Origin of the sequence: Janthinobacterium sp. CG_23.3 (genome assembly GCF_046115965.1) — a bacterium.
In the GTDB taxonomy this organism is placed as follows: Bacteria; Pseudomonadota; Gammaproteobacteria; order Burkholderiales; family Burkholderiaceae_D; genus Janthinobacterium.
Genome location: NZ_JBJXIB010000222.1, coordinates 1 through 3,996, shown reverse-complemented (window position 1 = coordinate 3,996; position 3,996 = coordinate 1). Strand labels below are relative to the sequence as shown.

The following is a 3,996-nucleotide window of genomic DNA, read 5'->3' as shown; positions in this document are numbered from 1 at the left end:
TGCGGCGGACCGAAGTCCGCCGGCACCTTCATCAAATGCCCACATTTATCGACTGTTAATTGTTAAAGAACTTGTTCGGTACTGCCTGCGGCTTGCTGACAAAGCGTTTTGTTTGTCGGCCGCGAAGAAGAAAGAGTATGAAGCGTTTCGCTTGTTTCGTCAACTTTTATTTTCGCTACCCCGTCGTTTCCGACCGGCCCTTTTTGCCCGGCATCGAGTGCCTGTCATTGGGGAGGCGAACTATAGCAAAGCGCCAGTCTTACTAGCAAGGTTTTTCTGAGGAAAATTCAATTGCCGTGCCGGGATACAGCTCACTCAGCGTGCGCGAGGCAATCTTGGCGATCACGACCTGAAGAGCGGCACCGGCCCTGGCACGGTCCGTCTCCACCCGCATTGCCTGCCATATGCCGCCCAACTCGCCTTCGCAGGCGGCGACCGAGCGCTCCACTTCCGCTTGCCAGAACGGCGGCGCCTCGCCTTCGACGAAATTACCCCGGCCGCGGCCAAAGTGCGCGACCGCCAAGTAACGCAGCACGCTGGCGAGCACCAGGGTGCGCATGAAGTCGTCGGAAAATTGCACGGTCGACTGGTTGCGGTCGGTGCTGGAGTTGAAACCCCATGCGGCGCCGGCAAACGTCAAGGCGCCCACCACGCCGCCGAGCAAGGCGCCGGCGCCCAGCGTCAGCCCGCCCGCCATCAGGTCGGCCGACAAGCCGGTGGCCGCGCCCGACACCAACGCCCCCAGCAACCCGGCCTGGGCCTTGTCGATGGGCGCGCGCACGGTGAAATTTTCGCGTACCCGCGCATTGATCTTGACCGCCTCGCTGGGGTCGAGCTTATGCAGCGCCAACAGGCGGCCGGTGGTTTGGCCGATGCCCAGATTGAGCCGCGCGACCAACGTGGCCATCGCCTTGTCCTGACGCTGCTGCTCTCCGCCCTTGCCCAGCCCGACCGCCTTCAAGGCCGACTTGAGCAAGGTCTTGCCCTCGGCGTCGACCGGCTCGCTGTCTTGCAGCGCCGTCAGCAACTGCTGCGCGGTCAGGCGCATCGCTTCGTGGAAGCGCGTGGCGTTGCTCGCCTCCCACGTGGCGAACAAGCGCGCGTAGCCGGCCTGCTTGGCCGCGGCGACCAGCTTGCCGACGGCGTCATAGAAGACCCGTTCATGCACCCAGCAACGGGCGAAGGCGTCCAGCGCTAGCACGTCGCGGACGATCGGATATTGCCGCAGATGCTCTTTCCAGCGCGCCTGCTCGGCCTGCTCCTCCTGCGGCGGACGCGGCGGTCCCATCTGGTTGAGCAGGACCACCACCGGTTTGTCCAGCCATTCCAGGATTTTCATCTCGGACGGCAGATAGCCGGCGTCCCTGGGATGCTCGGACGAATTGACCAGATACAACACGACATCGGCCGCGTCGCGCGCCGTGCGCAGCGCCTGCTGGCTGAGCCAGAACGGCCGGTCGCGGTAACGGTCCAGCACTTCGCGCAGGAACCAGCCGATGGGATTGCCGGACATACCGAGCCGCTTCAGCAGCCGCACCGAGTCGCCGAAGCCGGGCGTGTCCCACAGTTGCAGCGTGTCGCCAAGCGCGCTCGTCAGCAAAGTGTGCGACTCGGCGAACACCGTCACATGGGCGGCGTCGCGCACCTCGCCGACGTCGACGCCGACCAGCGTGCGCGCCAGCGTGGTCTTGCCGTTGTTGGTATGCGAAATCAGCGCAAACTGGATCTGGACGGACGTGTCGCTCATGGTGCGGCCGATAAGGTGAGCCCGGCGCCGGCGTCGAGCGGGCGGGTGGATGGATCGATTAGGCTGACAATGCTGGCGGTGGTGTGATGGAAGCTACAGAACTGTTGCCACAGCGCGATGCGCTCGGCGATGCGGGCCTGGCCGCCCGCCTGCGCGCCAATGCGCTCGGCAAAGCCGGACTCGTCGATCAGCACGCCGACGCCGCGCGCCGAGTGCCGCACCAGGTACTCCAGGAAGGCGCCGTGGTTTTCCTTTTCCGGCGTCGCGGCCAAGCTGAACAGCACCGCCGTCAACGTCACGCCGACGTCGTCCAGACGGGTCTCGCGCAGCGCCTCGGCGGCCTCCTCGCCATAGGCGCTCGACGGGCGCAGCATCAACCGGGCCTGTTCGCCGAGCAACATCGTCGCGATCGTGGCCAAGCCCTTGTCGCGCGCCTCGTCCAAAGTAAAGCTATATGGCAGCACGCGCAGAACGCCGCCGCCGGCCAGGGCGCCCGGCGCCACGCCGGCGCCCGTACCGAGCGCTTCGCCAAGCTTGCGGAAGTACGGCTGCTCCAAATCAAGCCGGAAATGCTTTTCCAGTCTTTTCGCGCGCCAATTGGAAAAGATTGCCAGTGCCAGCCGCGGCAGCACTACCAATAAGAAGATAGTGGCGGCATACAGGTGCACCCAGCGCGCCCCGCCCTCAGCCGAGGGGGCGTGGCCGAAGCGTAGCGCCTCGACTTCGGCCAGCGAGAAATCTTGCAGGTGGAACAGCGATACCGCCGGCGTGAACAAGGCCGACAAAATCGTATGCACCTGGGTGGCGTCGAGAAAGGTGCTTTCCCATCCGGCCGAGTACTGCGACAGAAAGCCGCGCGCGTACAGCGACAGCACCGCGCCGACGGCAAACATGGCGGCGCTTAGGTGAACGGTGCGACTTAGCCGGGCCGTCGTCAGCTTGGTGCTCAACTGGGTCCACTCGGCCATGAAGCTCAACAGGCCGGCCGACAAGGCGTGCGGCAGCTTGCGCGGCAAAGCCGTCTTGCCGATACTCAGCTTGTGCAGCAAGGCAGACTTGGCGCCGCCCGGCTTGGCCGCCGGAAGGCAAGCCCAGACCAGCAATCCAAGGTAGACCAACAGATTCCACGCGATGATCAACAGCAGCGGCGCCGATAGCAAGTCGACGCGGTGCGGGTCGGTGATACGGTCAAGGCCGGCACCCAGCAGCAGCGCCACGACGGGCAGGACCACGGCCAAGCCCTTCAGGCCGCTGCGGCGCTTGGTAAAGGCGGCAAACGCCGGCGTGCGCTCGGCGATGCGCTTGAGGATTTGCTCCGAACGCTGCTGCAGGAAATGATCCGTGGTCACTTGCGACTTGCTGTCGGAAGCCTGCCACTGCGCCAGCTCTTTCGCGCTGCGGCTGGCGTACATGCGGTCATCCTCGCTGAGAACCTCGCGCTTCTGGTCCGCAGTCTCGATGGCGCGCACCAACACCACGTCCCTGGCAATCCGTTCGTTCATGTGGCTCCTTTTTGTGTGAAACGACAAAGTTGACAAGCAATTGTGACGCAGATTCGGATTTCAGGCCAACGCGAGGGAAAAGCGAGGAGGCAGACTCCAGGGTTCGCCTATGGCTTAAAAGCAAACAAAAACGTAAACGAAAAAAAGCCCAGTATCTCTACTGGGCTTTTTTAATATAACAAGCCTGACGATAACCTACTTTCACACTGGTTGCAGCACTATCATCGGCGCAAAATTGTTTCACGGTCCTGTTCGGGATGGGAAGGGGTGGTACCAATTTGCTATGGTCATCAGGCATAACTTGTAAATCGCTTGCTCCACAACGGGGCAGCAAGCAATCAATCTGACCGGGGCGAATCATACACCATATCTTTCGCGATGGGTAACAAAAAATCGGCAAGCCAAACATTTTACCGTCACGTGTTCGCGCTGGCCGTGCGCGAGCGCAAATTGCAAGGCTTCGGCAACACCGCCGTGCCCGCGCCGGCCGCCTAGCCGCCGACGCCGCAACCCGGCGCGCCCGACGCCGGCCGCGCCTTGGCCGACCAGGCATTGCTGGCGCGCCTGCAAGCGGGTCCTCCACAATCGTCAGCAACGCCCTGCCGCACGTCGGCTAGGCCGGACGCACGGCTGGTTTAACGCCTACAAAAACGCGGACGAAAAAAAGCCCAGTATCTCTACTGGGCTTTTTTAATATAACAAGCCTGACGATAACCTACTTTCACACTGGTTGCAGCACTATCATCG

3 protein-coding genes and 1 rRNA gene are annotated in these 3,996 nt (G+C 62.8%); 1 reads left to right on the top strand and 3 read right to left on the bottom strand.

Annotated elements, in window-relative coordinates; genetic code table 11:
* Window positions 1–280: hypothetical protein (locus tag ACFDR9_RS27115; RefSeq protein ID WP_409032997.1), on the top strand; the 280-nt coding region annotated here is incomplete at its 5' end.
* On the opposite strand, the gene ACFDR9_RS27110 is transcribed toward ACFDR9_RS27115, so the two are convergent.
* The 3 genes from ACFDR9_RS27110 to rrf form a co-directional block, all read right to left on the bottom strand.
* Window positions 263–1,747: a DUF3482 domain-containing protein gene (locus ACFDR9_RS27110; RefSeq protein ID WP_409032996.1), complete on the bottom strand. Its 1,485-nt coding sequence runs from the start codon at window positions 1,745–1,747 to the stop codon at window positions 263–265. The genes ACFDR9_RS27115 and ACFDR9_RS27110 overlap by 18 nt on opposite strands.
* The gene (locus tag ACFDR9_RS27105) at window positions 1,744–3,249 is read right to left on the bottom strand and encodes a DUF2868 domain-containing protein (protein ID WP_409032995.1); all 1,506 of its coding nucleotides are present in this window, start codon (window positions 3,247–3,249) and stop codon (window positions 1,744–1,746) included. The genes ACFDR9_RS27110 and ACFDR9_RS27105 overlap by 4 nt, the downstream gene beginning before the upstream one ends.
* Window positions 3,250–3,431: 182 nt before the next feature.
* A 5S ribosomal RNA gene (gene rrf / locus ACFDR9_RS27100) occupies window positions 3,432–3,544 on the bottom strand.
* Between the last annotated feature and the right edge of the window lie 452 nt (window positions 3,545–3,996).

Bases quoted from the DNA above. Each gene is read 5' to 3' on its own strand.
- ACFDR9_RS27110 (WP_409032996.1), bottom strand. From the start codon at position 1,747: ATGAGCGACACGTCCGTCCAGATCCAGTTTGCGCTGATTTCGCATACC.
- ACFDR9_RS27105 (WP_409032995.1), bottom strand. From the start codon at position 3,249: ATGAACGAACGGATTGCCAGGGACGTGGTGTTGGTGCGCGCCATCGAG.